The sequence below is a fragment of the Akkermansia massiliensis genome (genome assembly GCF_018847375.1).
Classification (GTDB): Bacteria; Verrucomicrobiota; Verrucomicrobiia; order Verrucomicrobiales; family Akkermansiaceae; genus Akkermansia; species Akkermansia massiliensis.
In genome coordinates, this window is record NZ_CP072036.1 from 2,009,127 (window position 1) to 2,026,750 (window position 17,624).

The 17,624-nt window shown below is 59.6% G+C and carries 7 protein-coding genes; 2 read left to right on the plus strand and 5 right to left on the minus strand.

Annotated features, from left to right (window positions below; all coding sequences use genetic code 11):
* Positions 1-15 precede the first annotated feature (15 nt).
* Positions 16-795: a tryptophan synthase subunit alpha gene (gene trpA, locus J5W70_RS08435; protein WP_180970951.1), complete on the plus strand. Its 780-nt coding sequence runs from the start codon at positions 16-18 to the stop codon at positions 793-795.
* Between the two features lie 124 nt (positions 796-919).
* On the opposite strand, the gene J5W70_RS08440 is transcribed toward trpA, so the two are convergent.
* Positions 920-4,048 carry an autotransporter domain-containing protein gene (locus J5W70_RS08440; RefSeq protein WP_022397243.1) on the minus strand — a complete coding sequence of 1,043 codons (3,129 nt, stop codon included), beginning with the start codon at positions 4,046-4,048 and terminating at the stop codon, positions 920-922.
* A 1,238-nt stretch (positions 4,049-5,286) separates the two neighbouring features.
* Here J5W70_RS08440 and J5W70_RS08445 point away from each other — a divergent pair.
* The gene (locus J5W70_RS08445; protein WP_215841907.1) at positions 5,287-14,547 is read left to right on the plus strand and encodes a hypothetical protein; all 9,261 of its coding nucleotides are present in this window, start codon (positions 5,287-5,289) and stop codon (positions 14,545-14,547) included.
* Between the two features lie 124 nt (positions 14,548-14,671).
* On the opposite strand, the gene J5W70_RS08450 is transcribed toward J5W70_RS08445, so the two are convergent.
* From J5W70_RS08450 to ykgO, 4 genes are all read right to left on the minus strand, one after another.
* Complete coding sequence (locus J5W70_RS08450; RefSeq protein WP_022397240.1) at positions 14,672-15,082, minus strand: OsmC family protein; 411 nt, start codon at positions 15,080-15,082, stop codon at positions 14,672-14,674.
* A 181-nt stretch (positions 15,083-15,263) separates the two neighbouring features.
* Positions 15,264-15,575, minus strand: a complete 312-nt coding sequence (locus J5W70_RS08455; protein WP_343123159.1) for a DUF1330 domain-containing protein — start codon at positions 15,573-15,575, stop codon at positions 15,264-15,266.
* Positions 15,576-15,854: 279 nt separating this feature from the next.
* The gene (locus J5W70_RS08460; RefSeq protein WP_022397238.1) at positions 15,855-17,018 is read right to left on the minus strand and encodes a homoserine O-acetyltransferase family protein; all 1,164 of its coding nucleotides are present in this window, start codon (positions 17,016-17,018) and stop codon (positions 15,855-15,857) included.
* Positions 17,019-17,104: 86 nt separating this feature from the next.
* Positions 17,105-17,269, minus strand: a complete 165-nt coding sequence (gene ykgO / locus J5W70_RS08465; RefSeq protein ID WP_065529996.1) for a type B 50S ribosomal protein L36 — start codon at positions 17,267-17,269, stop codon at positions 17,105-17,107.
* Positions 17,270-17,624 lie beyond the last annotated feature (355 nt).

Below are 17,624 nucleotides of genomic sequence, written 5' to 3' on the forward strand. Positions count from 1 at the left end.
CTTTCCATGAACAACATGCAGAAATCACCGTTGCAGGAAGCCGTGGAGCACGCCCATTCCCTCGGCAGGCGCGCCGTCATCCCCTTCATCACCGCCGGATTTCCGGACAAGGAATCCTTCTGGACCCATCTGGAGCGGATTGACGGAGCAGGGGCGGACATCATTGAAATAGGCGTTCCCTTCTCGGACCCCGTTGCGGACGGTCCTCTCATTGAACAGGCCTCACGGGACGCGCTGGCCCGCGGCGTAAGCCTGAAATGGATTCTGGACGGTCTGAAAGCCCGCAAGGGCCGCTTTTTCGCCAAACTGGCGCTGATGGGGTACGTGAACCCCTTTTACCAGTACGGGCTGGAACGGCTTGCCCTGGATGCGGCGGAAGCCGGAGTCAGCGGCTTCATCGTTCCGGACATGCCGCTGGAAGAATCCGGCATCTTCAGGGATGCCTTTGACCCCCACGGACTGACGCTCGTCACGCTGGTGGCTCCCAACACCTCCGTGGAACGAATGCGGGAATACAAGCCCCATACCTCCGGCTTCGTTTACGTGGTTTCCGTGCTGGGGACCACGGGTGGAAAGGTGGACCTGACGCAGAGCGTCACGGAAACCATGCGCCGCGCCCGGGCCGTATTTGACGTGCCTCTGGCACTGGGCTTCGGCCTCCAGACGCCGGACCAGCTTGACGCCCTGCCGGAAGACGCCCGTCCGGACGCCGCCGTCCTCGGCAGCGCCCTGCTCAGGCACATTGCGGAAGGGAAGGATGCGGCGGAATTCCTGGGCAAATGGACCGGAAAATAAAATAACATTTCTGTTAACGTTAAAAAGAGGCTGTGCAGAATAACTGCACAGCCTCTTTGCTGCTGGCCGCCCGTCAAAGATAAAGTAATTTTGACGGTTTTCCGGCGCCTGCAATCAGGCTCTGTCAATAGGCATAACTGACGCCGGCGTTAAACCGGTGCGCCGTGGCCTTGCTCCTTCCCTCAAACTCGTACCCTGCATACATCCTCCAGCGCGCGTTCAACTGCAGGGCGCTGTTCACGTTCACTCTCACCCCGTTCCGGTCAGGAGACGTTCCTTCCGCTTCCCAGCGGTACCCGTTGAGCAGCCGCTCCGCCTGCGCACTTGGGTTCCTGCGGTACACGTCCGGCACGTAGCTCACCATCGCGCTGTTGATCCATTCCCGGTCTTTCAGCTCACTGCGGTGCGTCAAGCCCACTCCCACCGGTACGCTCAGGTTCTTCAGGCGCCCCTTTTCAAAGCGCCTCGCGTCCCAGCCCGTTTCCGTAAACGCCTCCTGCGTCACGTCCGTATACTCCAGCCCCAGCATGACCTCCATTGCAACGGTCTCGTTTACCCGGCGGCTCCACTTCCCGGTGAATGTTCCAAACAGGGTTTCATTGGTCCACTTGCCGTGGGACCGGCCGCCCGTGTGGAAGGAATTCATCTTGTTGTCCGTCCAGCCATAGCCTGCCGTTCCCGTCACCAGCAACGTATTCTTCCTGTTGAGAACCTTGTGCCAGCCGCCGTAGAGCATGCCGATGCGCGTCTGCTGGTCAATATCTCCCGCAAAGCTGCGCCCGCGCATCTTGCCGTACAGGTCTCCGAAGCCCAGGCCCAGGATAGCGTGGGAAGTGATTCTCCTGTCCGCTCCCACGGAATAGCCGCCGCCGTGGTAGTCAAATCCGTCCCGTACTCCCTCGGAGGCGTGGTTGAGGAAATCCCCCATGCCCTTGACCCAGTAGTTGTTTTCCGGCCCGGTGATGAAGCGCTGGGCATCCAGGTTGCCCAAGGCGGCCCGGGACATCCCAAGCGCGTTGGCGGCGCTGGACCACATGGAGTTCATGGCCAGGGTACCTGCCAGTTCCGGAAGGATGTCCCGGATGGCGGAGTCCTCGGCGGGAGTCCAGACCAGTTGGAGTTGTTCCGGGAAGCCGTCACCATCCGCATCTACCCACTGGTGGCTCCAGGAGCCCGTGTAGGCATAGGGGCTGTCCACCCGGTCGGACCCGGTAGCCAGAGAATGGGCGCCGGAGAAGTCATCCGTGTGGGTCTGGTTGGCATCCGTCAGGACAATGAAGGCGCGCTGCTGCGCCCAGGAATTGTCTGCATAGAAGTAGTCCGCGGTAGTGCCCGTGTCCATGATGCCTATGGATCCGCCCAGGATGAAGGAACCGGTGGCGGAGATGGAAAGTCCGGTGGCGTTTGCCAGGGAGGCGGCTTCCTGCGCCTGCTTCTGCATGTCAAAGACGAAGCCGCGGGAAAGATCCACGTTTTTGGCATTGATGAAGGCGCTGGTTCCGGGGCGCAGGACGACGTCATTGTTGGTGATGGAGAAGGAGGCGGCATTGATGACGCTGCCCCCGGTGATTTCCAGAGTGCCGTGTTCCAGAGTCATGGAGGTATCGTCCCGCAGGCCGGCATTGCCGAAGACGACATTGTGTTCCAGGATGAGGGAGCCGCCGTAGAGGGTGGTTTGTCCCTTGAAATCGCTGTAGCGGCTGGCCACGAGGTGGGCGTCGTCTCCCTGGTAGAGTTCCCCGCTGAAGATGACAGTGCCATCCGTAGTGTGGGAGATGCCGTCATCATCCGTGTACTGGTTGAGAGAGAGGGTGACGTTTTCCGTAGAACTAAAATAAGCCGCACTGGTGATCGGATCATTAAAGCGAACCTCCTTTCCTTGGGCGGCGGCCAGTTGGAGATGGTTGGTTCCGTCTACATGAATGGCGTTGGCAACGCCGTTTACCACGGAGAAGGAGCCGTCATTGTGTTGAGTGAACGTTCCCCCGGTCATGTTGCCGCTGAAGAGCACGTCATGCGTGAATGCCAGAAAGCGGCTGGAATTGTCGGTAGTGATCCCTTGCAGGTAAATGGCTCCACCGTAGGTAGAGGAATAGTTATTGGTGAAGATGGCGCCGTTACAGATCGTGAGGAAAGAGTTAACACCCTGCATATAAATCGCTCCGCCAGAGGAGGTGGAGATGGAGTAGGAGTCTGAGGAAGCATAATTCCCGGAGAAGGTAACATTGTTTCCCAGGGTCAGCGTTGCATGGTCTCCCTCCATATGAATCGCTCCGCCAGAGGAGTTGGAGTAGTTGGTGGAGTAGTTGGAGGAGGAGTCTGAGTAAGCATAATTCCCGGAGAAGGTAGCGTTGTCCCCCAGCGTCAGCATTGCATGGTCTCCACGCATATAAATCGCTCCGCCAGAGGAGGTGGCGGTGGTGGCGGTGGAGTAGGTGCCGGACTTGGAGAAAGTATAATTCCCGGAGAAGGTAGCGTTGCTCCCCAGGGTCAGCGTTGCATGGTCTCCCTCCATGTAAATTGCTCCGCCAAAGGAGGTGGAGGGGTAGTTGGATAAGTGGGAGGTGGAGTCGGAGAAAGTATAATTCCCGGAGAAGGTAGCGTTGTCCTCCAGAGTCACCGTTGTATAATCTCCACTCATAGCAATCGCTCCGCCAGAGGAGGAGGAAGAGGAGTAGTTGGAGGAGGAGAAAGCATAATTCCTGGAGAAGGTAGCGTTGTTCCCCAGGGTCAGCGTTGCATGGTCTCCCTCCATATCAATAGCTCCTCCGTAAGCACTATTGTTTGAATTATCAACATGGTTATTGAGAAATTGAACCTCTCCGGTGATTTCCAGAGATACGTTATCATCTGCTGTGCGTATCACTCCTGCGGCGCCATTGCTCCAGATGACGGAGTCCATCTCCAGCGTGTACTCTCCCGCTCCCAGGTTGTACAAGGGATTCTTACCCAGGCCGGATAAGTCTACGGCACAGAGTGCAGCCGGATCAGCGGAGCGGAAGTTGACAGGAACGGTTAGACCGGTAGTCAGGGAGGCGTCATCGTTGTTCAGAATCACCGTATCCCCGGCAACTAGGGCGACGGAGGAGACCAGTTCCTCCAGGGTGGAGTATATGTTATTGTTTGGATCGGAATATTGAGATGCGTCTACCATGAAGTCCGCCGCGGAGGCGGAGAAGGACAGGGAAATAATGGGAACCAGCAGAGAGGCCAGGAGGCTGCGGCGCAGCAACAAAGGAAGGATGGGTTTCATGATCAATAATAAGAATAAATATAGCCTTATGGCAAAGAGCAGAACTAAATAGCGGATTTCTAATCCGTATTTTTCTTCAGCCGCAGGAAGAAACTCAAGCAGGTACCATTTGAGAAATATCGGGTAACAGGATTGATTGTTGGAAAACTATGTATTTCTATGTGATTAAGTATTTTTGGGGCATTAAGAAATTTGCCGCGGCAAAAAAGAAAAGAATGAAGCATGGGGTTCTGAAAGATGAAGGGGTTTCGCTCAGCGCTCTATTTCAGAAGAGGAATTTGTCTTAAAATAATTCCCTATCATTGTAGTAGGATTGACATCGGATTAGAAATCCGTCACATGCCGGAAAAGGAGAAAATAATCATAGGACCCCGGAAGGAATAAACAGATGGAATTCCTCTGTTGTGCTTGGAGGAGATTGATTGATAAAGCCGGGAAAACGCGTTCAAGCCATGGAGTCCTCCAAGCTATCTGATGGCCGTTCTCCCGGGAACAAGGGGGCTCGGCCTTGCAAGTCCGTTTCTCTTCCGGATCCGTTCACTCTTCCTGTGTTTCAACGGACGCCGGTTCAGCGGTCCGTTCGTGCGGAGCCGTGCCCCGGAGTTCTGCTCAGACGCTTTACAAAACTGCGAGAGTGGGAAATTTTGGAAAATGGACCAGAGGCATATCCAGTCATTCTTCCTCAATCTCCAAGCAGATTCCTTCATAACCTGTTGCAGGGCATCTTTTTATTTTATCCTGCCATTAAAAGGGCAAATGCGGATTCGCAATCCGCTGTCTCCATATTCACCTATTATTCAAAATTCAATTATTGAATAACGTTTAACGAGCAATGAATTATCTATTTCCAAAATAATCCATTCAGAGCGAACTTGGAAAATTTTGTCAATGGGAATATTTCTGTACTGTTAGAAAACCGTTGCAACTGACTCTTTTCCTTTGACAGCGGATTGCGAATTCCTTATTTATATTCACAATCATATTCCCCTTGCCGTGTTGTGGGAAAGGTTCTTTTATGATTTATAAACCCTTAATTGTCAAACGTTACATGAAATTGCACCTTCCCTTGAATCTGCTGGCTGCCCTGATGACTTCCTTCTCAGGAGTAACACTTGGAACTGCCACTTTTGCAGGAGTCTCTGGTCTTTTAATAACTGTATCACAGGCTTATGCGGCGGACGTTGCTTTTAACGGAACGCAGGTTAACGTAGCGGCGGGGGGGTACTTCCGCCTATGAAGTGGGCACTGTCACGGCTTCCACCACCTTGAATTTTGCCGGAGCCGGCACGGCCACCATCACCAATTTGAATGGAGACGCTCCGGAAGCCGTGCTGACGGTAAACCGCGTCGCCAACGGAAGAACGGCCCTCTCCACCCTGACCCTGAACGGGGCGGGCACCTTCAACGGCATTATTTCCCTCTATTCCAACACGACGGGGGGGACGCAGAACAACATCCTGAACCTCAACCACGCGCTGGCAGCCCAGAACGCCACCATCAAGCTGGGCGGCTACGGGTATACGACCGGAGCTTCCGTCCTGCAAGCGGGCGTGAACACCTCCATCAGCAAGCTGGAGCACAACAACACCGCCGCCCTGATTACCGGGGAGGGAACCACGCTGACCATCACCGGGGATTCTTCCTCCTACGGCGGAAGCTTCGGCGGCACCGTGACGGTTGATTACACGGGGGGCGGCACGTTCACCCTGGGCAATTCCGACAAGACCGTGGCTCTGACCCCTGCCGCTTCCGCGGATGCCACTCTTAAAATCAGCAGCGGAACGCTTTCCCTGTTTTCCGGCAATGTCAACTGGTCACAGAAGCTGGTCATGGGGGACGGCACAACGCTCACCGTGCAGGACGGCCCCGCCGTTTCCGGATATTATAACTATGACGCCACTTCCATCAATGGGGATGGCTTTACCTTCTCCGGGGCAGCCACGTTCGGCACCGGAGTGAACCTCACTACCCAGTACGGCAAGAACATCAAATTCACGGGCGTGCTTACGGCCGCCTCCGGCTTTTCCATCAGCGGGGCCGATAGCGAATACACTTATTACACCCTGACCGGCACGGAAAACCAGATTGGCGGGACCATCGCCATCACCCGCAACTCCACTTCCCTGGGCATCAACGCTTCCGGTTCCCTCGGCACTGCCGCCGTAACCACTTCCTCCGGCAGCCAGTACCTCACTTATTACGGTACGGCGGGAGAAGCGGCGGACGTCATTGACAACTCCATCACCGGGGCAGGCAACTTTGTAGCCCAGTCAGGCTGGGTGCATCTGTCCGAGAACGTAGCGCTTACAGGCACCTACACCGTCAATTCCGGCGCCGTACTTTCCAAGACCGGCGCCATCAGCGCCGCGCTTGCGGGAGGCAGGCTGGATGCAGGCAATGGAACCATGAATGTGACGGGACTGACGGGGAATGGAACCATCTCCGCCTCCGCGGGCACCATGAATTTCCAGGACGCCTTCACAGTGGGGGAAACGATGGGCATCCTCGCCAACGGTTCCGGAACCATTACGGGCAATGTAACGGTGGACGGCGGACGCCTGTACTACACCTCCATGGACAATGTGGGCAGCGTGCTTCAGAACGTGACGCTGACTTCCGGCCTGATTGATTTTTCCGGTTTCCAGGAATTCCAGGACCTGTTCGGTTCCGAAGCCCTGGTGAATACCTCCTACAATCTGGGCGTTGACCTGGGGACGGGGTTCACGCTGGCGGATATTGACGAGTCCCTGTACACCATCACCACCGTTGACGGGAAAACGGTTATTACCTTCACGGGATCCGGCGCGTATGATACCGCATGGGATTCCGCCTGGAGGCTGGAAAACGCCCCCACCTCCGGCGCCGGAACACTGGCGGACCAGCAGACGCTGGCCCTGTACAACATTCGCGCCGCGTCCATGCAGGAGGGCTTCGGCTCCGTGAACGTCGTGACCGGAACGGGTGACCTGACGGGAGTGACCCTGGCAGGCGGCTATTACAACACTGCAACCAATGCAACGGCCACGGAGATCACTACCGGCATCTGGACGGATGTGCTCGGGGGCAATTACGGCCTGATCATCGGCGGCAGTTATGCCAACAACTGGAGCGGCACCGGCAAGTGGAACATCACGGGTGACGTCCATACCCAGATTCAGGGGGATACCTCCGTCAACTGGGTGGTGGGCGGCAACTACAAGGACGGCCAGGCTGCCGGCATTACGGGGAACGTTTACGTGTCCGTGGACGGAAATGCCGTGGTCAAGGGGAGCGTGATAGGCGGCGGCACCGCGGCCCACAACTCCACCAACAACATTGACGGCAGCACCTTTGTCGTGGTGCGCAGCATGCAGAGCGTGACGGATGAAACCGTCTCGCTCAATTCCGTAGCCAGGGGCTTCATCATCGGCGGCAGCGCCTATGAAGCCAACTCCACTTCCAGCGCCGCCATCACCGGAAGCACCAATGTGACGATTGACCTGGGGACTGCCTCCGGCACCTTCGTCAAGAGCATCGTGGGCGGTTCCTACTCGGGCAGCTCCGGAACATATACGATCAACGGGGACTCCAACGTCAGCATCACTGCCGCCAGTGACGCCGTCTTTACCGGGGCCATTTACGGCGGCGGCTACGGCACTGCCGGAACTTCCACGGTCAGAGGCAATTCCAACCTGACGCTGGATGGCGGCGCCTATACGGGAGCCCTTTATGCGGGCGGCGGCGGAGCAAGGTCCGCCGTGAACGGGAACGCCACCCTCACCGTTAAAAAAGCCGTGTTCCGAGCGGGCAGCACGCTGAATGTGTCGGAAGGCACGGTAGGGGGCACCTCCTCCCTGCTTCTGGGCGGTTACGGCAATACGGCGGACCAGGCCATCTCCTTCTCCAATACGGTCATTACCGGCTTCGACATTGTGACCATGTTCCAGAACTCCTTCTTTACGGGGAACCTGAACGTGGACGGCTCCAGCACGCTGGCCCTGGCGGGAGGCGCCGGAACGGGAATCAACGTGAATGGCACGTTCGCCCTTTCCGCGGAAGGGGAATTGAATCTGGACCTTACCGGGTTTGGCGCCTTGACGGACGGCATGTCCGTGCTCTCCACCACCGGACTGACCAACATCTCTTCCATCAAGGCCGTCTTTGCGGACGGCGTGGCGGGAACCATCACCCTTTCCAACAATGGCAGGGACCTGGTTTACACGGCGGAAACCCTCCTGCTGTGGGCGGGCGGTGAAAACGGGGTCTGGAGCGCGGAAAACATCTGGACGGACGGCGGCACGCCCGCCACGTATGCGGACGGCCTGGCGGTTTCCTTTGCAGACCAGGCCGGAGTCGCCACCTCCGCGGTGCAGCTTGATTCCGAGGTTTCCCCCGGCTCCATGCTGGTCCGCAACACCACCACCCGCTATGAGCTGGCGGGAACCGGAGTAATTGCCAATACCGCCGTTACCAAGGAAGGCACGGGAACCCTGGTGCTGGGCTCCGCTTCCATCCTCGGTACGGGAACCACCGTAGCCGTGAACCAGGGCGTTCTGGCGTTCGGGTATGATACGGACCTGCCGGCCACGGGCATCACCTGGGGCGCGGGTTCCTCCCTGGGAGCGGCCAACGGCGCGACGGTCACGGTGAATCTGGGAACCGTGACCAACCCGGCGTTCTCCCTTGCCGCGGATACCAACTCATTCATTAATCTGGTAACGCCTTCAGACCTTACCTTCGGCAATAACATCACGGGAGCCGGCTCCGTCCGGAAAACCGGTACGGGGCTGCTGAAATTGACGGGGGCCAACTCCGGCCACCTGATCGTGCAGGAAGGCAACGTCCAGATAGGGGGCGGCTCCACTGCCATCAATTGGGGCAGCGCCGGTTCCTCCGTCACCCTGCAGAACGGCACGTCCCTGATCATTGCGGGCAACAGCGCCCACCACACCATCGGTTCCGATCTGATTCTGGGCACGGCCGCATCTGACGCGGTCTCCCTGAAATGGGTGGACGCCTCCCAGGCAAACGCCACCAATTACCAGCATAACTTTACGGGAACCGTTACCGTCAACGGGGCGGCCACCCTGGTGGGCCGGGACAACTGGGCCAAGGAAATGGGCTTCACCGGAACGCTTACAGGCGCAGGCTCCCTGACCTACAGCCGCGGAGGGGGCGACGGCAGGTACAACTCCAACGGCAAGCTCATCATCGGCGGTGACGCCTCCGGATTTACCGGCATGATCACCATGAACGCCGCCAACGGGTACAGCACGGGGCTTGACATGCGCACCTCCATGGCGCAGGGCGGGGTCACCCTCACGTCCGGCACGGATACCACGGGATTCGCCTTCATGCGCGTGCTGGGGGATATTGAAATCGCCTCCCTGGACGGCACGGCCAACTCCCAGGTGGGCGCCGTGGGGGGAGCGCGTACGCTGACGGTGGGTTCCGGCACGTATAACGGCACCATCACGGACCACGGCGTTGCCATCGCCTACGGAGCCACCACCATCTCCTATGACACCACCGGAGTCCTCTCCCTGACCAAGGTCAGCGATGAAACCCTGACGCTGGGCGGAACGGTCAGCTACACGGGGCTGACGAACATCCAGGGTGGAACCCTTGCCCTTACTGCCGCAGGGGCCACGTCCCTGGGGAACATCACCATGGCGGCCAATACGCGGATGACGACCGCCGGGGCCCTGAATCTGGCGGCCAGTTCCACGCTGACCCTGGATATAAGCTCTTCCATCGGCGTGGGTGGGGCCTTCGGGGCCGGTACGTTCAACCTCACCCTGAATGGCCTTGAAGGCATTACGGAAGCCGGGGAATACACCCTGATTTCTGCTGCCAGCGGACTTGATGCCGCCAGCGCCATCTTCAACTGGGCCGGCTATACCGGAGACGAAACGCTGATTTACACGCTCGAACAGACGGGCACCACCCTCAAGTTGGTGGTGACTTCCGCCGGGGACGTTTGGATCTGGCAGGGAACGGAAGGCATGACCTGGAGCGACACGAACACGGGAGCCCAGTGGGGCATTGACGGCTCTGCGGATACGGCCGCCGGCCAGAACTTGGTCTTCAACAGCTCCGGAGCGGGAACCGTCACCCTGTCCGGCGCGGTGAATCCGGCCTCCATCACGGTGAACAACGCCGCGGGCAGCGACTATGTATTCGCCTCAGACGGCACCGGAAAAATTGCGCAGGGCACGCTGACCAAGCGTGGCGAAGGCAAGCTGACCCTGAACCTGGACAATACGGGCTGGGCGGGAGCCATCTCCCTCCAGCAGGGCGAGCTGGTGGCCCAGGTGGCCAACTCCCTCGGTTCCGGGGCTGTCACCATTACGGGCGGTACGCTCACGCTGGCGACGGCTGACGTCCAGCCGGGCATGGGCATGATCAACCTTCAGGGCGGGAGCCTCAATCTGGCGTCCGGCGCCTTTGCCACGGCGTTCACTGCAGACAACATGACGTGGACGGACGGCTCCCTGATCCTGGGTGAAAATGTGACGGCTACCGCCGCCAAGGCCCTGGCCAACGGAAAAACCGTGGAACTGGCCGCCGGCTCCATGCTGACGGTCAGCGGCGCCAATGACAACACGGCGCTGAACCTGGATGCCTCCGGCACCGGCACCATTTCCGTGGGCCTGGGAACCAGCTACGGAGCCAATGTCCTGAACATGAGCACGGCATTCCAGGGAACCCTGTCCGTGACATCCGGTTACTTCCAATTGAACAACGTGACCATGGGAGCAGACGGCACCGTGAACCTGGCGGACTCCAATGTCCGTGCGGAATGGAACGGCACGGCCGGGGGCGCCTTTGCCAATGACATTGTCTTTACGGGCAACCAGGTCTTCGCCACCAAGGACTTCACCCTCAGCGGAGATCTGAGCGGCACGGCGTTCTCCACCCAGGGTGCGGGCAACATCACCCTCACGGGCGGCGTCAATCTGGACGGACAGCTCAAGGTGCACCGCGGCACGGTTACGGTGAACTCCGCCAATGTGACCAAGCTGGGGGACAGCATTGACATCCAGAACAACTCCACGCTGGCCTTTGCCCGCGACTTCTCCTACGGCGGCGTCATCAGCGGCACGGCCGGCAGCACGGTATCCGTAAACGCCGGAACGCTGGAGCTCACCGGAGCGAACACCTTCCTGGGCACCCTCTCCATTGCGGGCGGCGCTACGGCGCGGCTGGGTGACGGGAGCGCCTGGGCCGGGGCCCTCTCCGGAGCCGGTTCCCTGGTCGTCGACACCACGGGGAATATAACGCTGGCGGCCGGCAACACCGGGTTCACCGGTTCCACTACGCTCTCCGGAACGGGCACCGTCACCCTCGCGGGGGCCGACTCCCTGGGGTCCGGGCGGGTCACCGTCAACAACGGGATTCTTGACCTGGCCTCCCAGAATGCGGCCAACGCCATCCTGATCACGAAGGGAAGCCTGGCAAACGCGGGAGCTAAAACCACCGGAAACGTGGAAGTGGCCGCTTCCGCCGGAACGCAGGGCGCCCTGAACACCATCAATCTGGGCGGTCTGTCCGGCTCCATGGTCGGCTCCATCGTCATGGAAGAATACTCCCGGCTCACCGGCATCTCCGGCGGCCTGGACATGACGGGAAAGACGGTGACGCTGAAACTGGATTCCGGCAGCCTTACCGCGGGCGGAACAACCGGGCAGGGCGTCATTGATGCGGACAGCCTGACGCTCTCCGCCGCCAACACGACCATCAACCTCAGCAACCAGGGCGTCCTGGACCTGCTCTCCGCCAACCGGGATTCCGCCGACGGCGTAGGGCTGGTGCTGACGACGGGAACGCTGACCGTGGACAACTACAAGCAGATAGCCTTCTCCCCGCTTCTGGCCTCCCTCGGTTATGCCGTGACGGAAGTCCTGGGCGCGGACGGAACGCTGATGGTCAGCGGCAATACGGACCTCGTCTACCTCGTGGACACCACGCCCAACTCGGACAACCCCAACATCAGCGACTACGCCGCCCTGGATCCCTACAAGGCCGTGGGCATCAACGGAACCACGCTCAATGTAAGCCTGAACGGTGCTCCTGAAGCCTCCCGGAACGGAGACGGCCTGAAAGTCAGCAACCTGATCGGCAGCAATGGCGCTCTGGTGGTGACGAATACGGCGGCGGACGCTGCCGCCAACCATGCCGTGGTAGACCTGATCCAGAACGTTGACGCCGGAGGCAACAGCTACGGCGGCACCATCAGCGGGGACCATGTGGACTTTATCAAGAAAGGAGCGGAAACCCTCACCGTGGAAGGCAGCTTCACCGGAAATGACTCCATGCTGAGCTCCACGGAAGGGAACATTGTCCTGAACGGTACGGGCAACAGCCTCACTACGCTGGAGCTCGCCGGGGGAGACATCACGCTGGGCGGCAGGAATGACGGCGCCTCCCGCGTGACGACGGTGGAAAACCTGGCCTCCGGCACGGGTGGAGGAACCCTGGACCTGGGCCGCGGCGCCCAGCTGGTCCTCACCGGCCAGCAGGCCGGCAGCCATGTGACTGATGTGACCATTTCCGGTGACGGCACGCTGACTCTCGGAGGAACGGGAACGGACTCCTCCCTGACGCTGGGCAACGGCTCCTCCCTGGACGGCGTTCTGCTGGACATCCGGGAAGGTTCCGCGCTTTCCACCGCGGCCGGCTCCGTGAACACGGTCTCCGGCCTGACGGGCGGGGGCGCCCTGAAGCTGAGCGGTGCGGAAATGACGGTGGACTCCTCCGCCTCCCATACCTTCACCGGTACGCTGGACGGCGCATCCGGAACGCTCAACGTCAAATCCGGCAACGGCAGCGTGCAGACCATCAAGGGTGCGGGCAATGCCGGCTACAACCTGAACGTGAGCGACGGCGGCGCGCTGACCCTGGCCGGCGCGGCTGCGGAAGGCGGCAATCCCGCCCAGGCTGCCTACAAGGGCATTACAGTGAACGGAGGCACGCTCAACATCGGCAGTGCGGACGCTCCCAAGACCCAGTTGACTCTTGGCACGGACGGCTTGAGCGTGACGGGGAACAGCACGGTTACCATCACCACGTCCTCCACCACGGTGGATGGCCTGGGGAACCCCTTCGTCACCTCCAGCGGAAACATTACGCTGGGCGACGGAACGGGGGAAGTCACGCTCGTCATGAGCAACCTGGACACCCTGGTGACGGGGAGCACGGAAACGCTGAACATGGAACTGTTCAAGACGACGGACGGCGCGCTGGTATCCCTGGGCGACAACGTCACCCTCCAGGACATGATCCTCAGCTCCCTGTATGAAAACCTGTCTCTGACCACGAATGACAGCATGACGGCCATCATCCTCACCGGCACGGCGCGCACGGAAAACATCTTCCGTGACTCCTCCCTGACGCGGAACGCGGCCACCGGGGCGGACCTGCTGTGGAACTCCCGCTACCATATGGAGGAAGGCACCACCCTGCGCGACTTCTACACCTCCGTTCTGCTCTCCCAGAACGCGGGCGACTACTCCGGCGCGGCCCGCAAGCTGGCCGCCGCCGCGGGCAGCACGGTCACCAGCCTGGGCATCGCCCAGCGTGACTCCCTGCGCGACCAGATGGGCTGGATCCGCAACCGCGTGGCGCAGATGGGCGTGAACCCCGCGTACGTCCATGAGGACATGCCGTACTTCCACATGTGGATGCAGGGCACCGGGTCTTATGCCAAGCTGGACACCAAGGGGGATGAAAGCGGCTATGAGCTCACCACCTGGGGCGGAACGGTAGGCATGGACGTGGACATCAACGACAACTTCACCGCTGGCGCGGCCTTCACGGCCAACTACGGAAGCCTCACGGCGAATGCGGCGGATACCGCGGACGGTGACCTGGACAGCTACTACGTCAACCTGTTCGCCCGGTACCAGTCCCGCAAATGGTCCCACCTGCTTATCCTGACGGGCGGCTGGAATGATGCCAAACTCACGCGCACGGTGGATTACGGCTCGGGCTCCTACCAGGCCCACGGCAGTACCACCGGGTCCGGCTTCGGCGCCATGTACGAGCTGGCGTACGACATCGCCCTCAATGAAGACAAGAGCGTGATTCTCCAGCCCCTGTTCAACGCCTCCATCGTGACGACGCGCATGGACGGCTACAGTGAAAGCGGCTCCGCCGGAAATGCCGGGCTGAGGGTGGAGGACCAGGAACTGACCACGGCCGCAGTCGCCGTGGGCGCCAGACTCTCCGGCCTCATGGGCTCCAACGTCTTCGGGCGTGAAGCGCTGGGTGAAATCCGGGTGAACGTCTCCCAGGACATGGGCGACCGCCGCGGGCAGGCCAATGTGGGCTTCCTGGCGGACCCCTCCTACACGCGTCCGGTGTACGGCGCCAAGGTGGGAAGCACGGCCTTCCAGGCCGGTGTGGGGCTGAGCGTCCCCGTAGGCACCCAGGGCGTCATCTTCGTGGACGGCAATGCGGACATCCGCAGCGGTTCCAGCTCCATCAACGGAAGCATCGGCTACCGCTACAACTTCTAAAGGAAGAAAACGTCAGTTAATCAGAAGGCCGCTGCGGAATAATCCGCAGCGGCCTTCTTCGTGAATGGGCGGGATTTCTTTATAGGATAACGTGAAGAGTGATTTCCGCCCTCTCATGGGCGGCTTACTTCCATTCCCATTCAACGGGCGTTTCCATGTCCGGCCTCAGCGCCTGGCGGACCGGGCAGCTCATGGCCGTTTTTTCCAGCATGGAACGGAGGGGATGGCTGCTTTCCAGGGGCATTACGGCCTTCAGCTCAATCTTTTCAATCCCCTTGGAGGATTCCACCGCGCGCGCCAGAACGCGCATGCCTTTCAGGTCCACGCCCTTTCTGGCCGCGACCACGGAAACCAGGCTCATCATGCAGGAGGCGAGCGTGGAACCGAGCATCACGCCGGGGGAGGGAAACTCCGCGCGGCCTTCAAAAGAGGCGGGCAGGTCCGTGGCAAAAGTGATGTTGGAGGGAATGTAGGTGGTTTCACAGCGGAATTGCCCGACGTTCTCCGTCTCGGAGGTGTAATGAGTATCAGTCATAGGAGTGTGACAGCGGAACCCTGGATCGAGTTCACCTGAATTTGGTTATTTTTTTAGTTGGGCCGTCGCGGAAATCCGATTTGCAGGGGTGCCGGTCCATTCCGGCATGCGCGGCAAAGCCCCCCCTTATCCCCGTTCTCCTGTGCTTGCCAGGAAATCAATCCTGATCTGATGCAGCCCTTCACCGAGCTTCATCACCATCCGTTCCTTTCACGATGATGGCGTGGCTGTCAACGGAATCTTCACGCAGTGACTTGATCTGCCGGTATTCTTCCGAAGAAAAGCAGCGTTCCAGGCTTTCCCTGGAGGGAAAACGGATGACGATCACGCGGTCCGGCTTCCACCCGGAGCTCAGCGGAATGACCTCATTGGTCCTGACCAGGTATTCGCCGCCGTGTTTTTCAACAATGGGCTTCACTTCCCTGATGTAGGAATCGTATGTAGTGTCTGCATCGGAGCTTAAAGAAACCGTTACGATAAAATAATAGTTCATATCCTTCCTTTCCCTGGTGGACGGCTCCTGTGCGGCTGCCATGAAATGCTCCGTGGGGAATTCGCAGTTTTCATGATTCGCCGGAAGCGTCCGGTGCCTTGACAGGGAGACTAAAGCCGGAGGGCTTTGCTGTCAATCCGTCTTCCGGGCTTGCCCGGACCCGTGGCGCCTCCTTGTTTGTGGGAATCGCTTTACAAGGGCGGGGGCCCTTGTTTCCGGGGATGCGGTTATCAGGAGAACGGATGGGGAGGGAGGTTTCCCCGGCTTGAACGGAAAAGCTTACGGAGTGTGTTCCGGGTGCCCTTCCGCCAGAATGCGCCGGATGGGTTCCGCGTAAAGCTCTGGCTCCAGCAGGAAGGAATCGTGCCCCTTGGTGGAAACGATGGTATGGAACTCCACGGGAATGCGCGCGGATTCCAGCTGCGCCACAAAATCCTGCTGTTCCGCCGGGCGGAAGCAGCAATCCGTATCAATGGAAAAGACGAGCGAGGGAATTCCTGCGCGGCGGAAGCCTTCCAGAGCGGTTTTAAACGTTCCGTCCGGAGCGTGGTCGCGGATGTCGAACTCCGCCCACATGTCCGCAATGCGGATGTAGGCGTTCGCGTCAAAGCGTTCCGCAAACTTGGTCCCCTGGTGCAGCATGTAGCTCTGTGTGCTGCGGGTGGGTGTCATCCATGTGAGCAGTCCGGACTTGCCCCCCACTTCCTTTCTGGCGCGCTGTTCCAGGCCTTCCTGGTATACGAACGACTTGTGGCCGATGATGCGCGCGAACGCCAGCCCCTTTTTGGGGGCCGGTCCCTGGTAATAGTCGCCCCCGCGGAAATCCGGATCAAGCTCGATGGCCAGGATTTGTTCAAACAGGGACAAACGGTGTTCAATGGAAGCCCGGTAGCCGGAGCCGATGGAAATGAAGCTCCGTGCCCGTTCCGGGAACTGGCACGCGAAGCTGAGGGCGATCAGGCCGCCTACGGACGGTCCTGCCAGATGGATGCGTTCTATTCCCAGGCTGTCCAGCAGAAGAGCCTGGAGGCGCGCCTGGTCCGCCGCCTCCACGTGCGGGAAACGGGAGCCGTAGGGCAGGCCGTCCGCAGGGGATGGGCTGGCCGGTCCGGTGGTGCCGTAGCAGCCCCCCAGGTAATTGGCGCAGATGATGCAGAAGCGGTCCGTATTCAGCGGCTTGCCGGGGCCGATGATGCTGTTCCACCAGCCCTCGTGGTTTTCCGGTTTCCAGAGGGACCCGGTGCCCGGAACTTCCGGATTGTAACCGTAGGCGTGCTGGCTGCCGGAAAGAGCGTGGAACAGCAGGATCACGTTGTCCTTCTCCGGCGTCAGGGCGCCGTACTGCTCGTAGGCCACGCGCACCTTGTCCAGCACGGCGCCGTTCCGCAGGGAAAAGGAGCCGGGCAGGTCCAGAAATCTGGTTTGGACGGTGGGAAGCTGCATGGATGTGCGGGAAGGGTCTTTGTCAGCAAAAAAAGACCGGCACCCGGCGGGCGGCGGTCTTCTTGAAATCTGTGCTGGGCCAGGGTTTACTTGACGCCCTTCTTGGAAAGACGCGTACCTGCCGTGGCGCCCTGGCGGGCTTTAAACTTGGGATTGCTCTTGCAAATCACATACAGCGTGCCCTTGCGCTTCACGATTTGGCAGTCTGCGTGGCGGCGCTTCATAGAGGCTAAGGAAGAAAGAACTTTCATGGTGTGTAACTCCGGTTTGGTGTTCGGTTCGGGAGACGGAATATACCGTTTGGTTAAGAATTGTAAAGTCATTTCTTTACCAAAAGTAAAATTGCAGTTCCGGACGAACTGCTTCTGCGGCTTGCGGAAGAGAAGATAGTACGCATGGACGGATTTGTAATCCGAAGTCAAGCCTACAAAATTGAAAGAAAAAAGGTTTGGGCAAATTTCGCTTGCCGGTGCCCGGTGATTTTGCGGCTCCGTCGCCTGGGAGCGGAAGGCTCCCGCCTTTCGTGGTTGAAACCCGTTCTGTAGCGTAGCGGAAGCTTCCGTTCAATAACCGTTGCCGCATACCGCCTGGCTGGGGAAAGGAGCT